The sequence below is a fragment of the Candidatus Cloacimonadota bacterium genome, from assembly GCA_011372345.1.
Taxonomy (GTDB): domain Bacteria; phylum Cloacimonadota; class Cloacimonadia; order Cloacimonadales; family TCS61; genus DRTC01.
Genome location: DRTC01000012.1, coordinates 1 through 1,691 on the forward strand (window position 1 = coordinate 1; position 1,691 = coordinate 1,691).

Annotated in this window: 2 protein-coding genes; both read left to right on the top strand. The window is 40.0% G+C overall.

What is annotated here, in order from left to right; all coding sequences use genetic code 11:
- Positions 1-574: selenide, water dikinase SelD (selD, locus tag ENL20_00200; GenBank protein ID HHE36982.1), on the top strand; the 574-nt coding region annotated here is incomplete at its 5' end.
- A 193-nt stretch (positions 575-767) separates the two neighbouring features.
- The gene (locus tag ENL20_00205; GenBank protein HHE36983.1) at positions 768-1,085 is read left to right on the top strand and encodes a nucleotidyltransferase domain-containing protein; all 318 of its coding nucleotides are present in this window, start codon (positions 768-770) and stop codon (positions 1,083-1,085) included.
- Positions 1,086-1,691 lie beyond the last annotated feature (606 nt).

A 1,691-nucleotide genomic window follows, 5' to 3' on the forward strand; every position in this document is an offset into this window, starting at 1 on the left:
CGATAAGATCCTGCGAAACAATACGATCCAACCCGGAGATAAGATCATCCTGACCAAACCGCTCGGACTGGGAGTTATCACCACCGGCATCAAAGCAGATATGACACCCCAGAGTGCAATCGAAGAAGCGACTTTCCAGATGAGTTTCCTGAATAAAACAGCATCCGAGATCGCGGTCGAGATCGGAGTGAATGCGATGACGGATGTCACCGGTTTCGGACTTCTGGGACATCTCTATGAAATGACAAATGATACAGTCTCGGTTCATCTTGAACTGAACAGCATTCCGATCATTGAAGAAGCTTTTGAATTGGCGGAAACCGGTTTGTTTCCCGGCGGTTCTTTCCGCAATGAGAGATATTTTAAACCACATGTCTCCCTCAAGTGCAAATCTTATACTCAACACCATCTAATGCTCTTATATGATGCCCAGACTTCCGGAGGTTTGCTCATATCTGTTCCCGGAGATAAAGCCGATAAGCTTCTTGATAAACTGAAACTGGCAGGATTAGAATGGAGCAGTATTATTGGTGAAGTATCCGATGGAAAAGGTCGAAAGATCATAATTGGATAGATGATTTAACAGCGAATCCATTTTCATTAATACTACGACGGGACAAGCAAAATAAACAAAAAAAGAAACAAAGAAACCGCTCTTTTTCTTGACAGGGAATTTGTAGTATTTATTTTTAGAATAGGTGATCTTTCCGGATAGAAGATAGCATGAATCAGATCTAAAAAGTGATTTGCAAATAAGGAGTCAGGTTATGAAAATTAGAACACAAAATATAATCAAACTGATTCGACAATATATAAATGCTGTGGATCCAAAAGCAGAAGTAATCCTTTATGGTTCAAGAGCTCGAGGGGATGAACGAACAGATTCCGATTGGGATATTTCAGTCCTGACCGATTATCCTGTCGATTTGAATACAGAAAGAATTTTCAGGGATAAATTATATGATTTAGAACTGGAAACGGAAGAACCATTCTCTCTTTTTATTTATTCAAAGAAAAACTGGCAGTCCAAACAACGGATCACTCCTTTTTATCAAAATGTAATTCAGGAAGGAGTTTGGATATGACCTTTGAAGAAAGAAGTGAATAAATCTCTGAGCAATGAATAAAAAAAAGAATATCCACCTGTCTTCGTTAAAACTACGACAAGGCAGTTGAATTGCACATAATTCTGGTGGTTTGGGTTAAAACCCGGATGATTTGGAGTTATTTTCTTATCCCCGAGCTAAAGCACGGGGCAATTCAGTGACAATGAGTAACCCCGTGCTTTAACTCGGGGGATCCTTGAAACTACGCAGAGCATTTAATAAAAGTGTTTCTTATGATCCGCCAAACGGAACTCGATCTTATAAAGTGCGTGCGGAAAATGAGATCGGATTTGGAGATTGGAGCGAGGTGGTGGAGTTTACGGTGTCGGAAGTGCCGGAATAAACCTCATCCCAGCCTAAACTTCCGATTGTGCGCAGCTCATCGGAATGTTGCCCTTTTCTATTTCTTTTCTCATCATTCGGAAGAGCTTCGCACATTCCGAAGATCTATCATAGTTCGAAATTTATTCCGAAAGCAAATAATAGATTAAGCATGGATATCGATATTATGAAGCAAAGTAAGATGCTACTGATCCTTGGCAATAGTTGCTTCTTATAAATGGTAGCGTTCATGCAATTAACTTC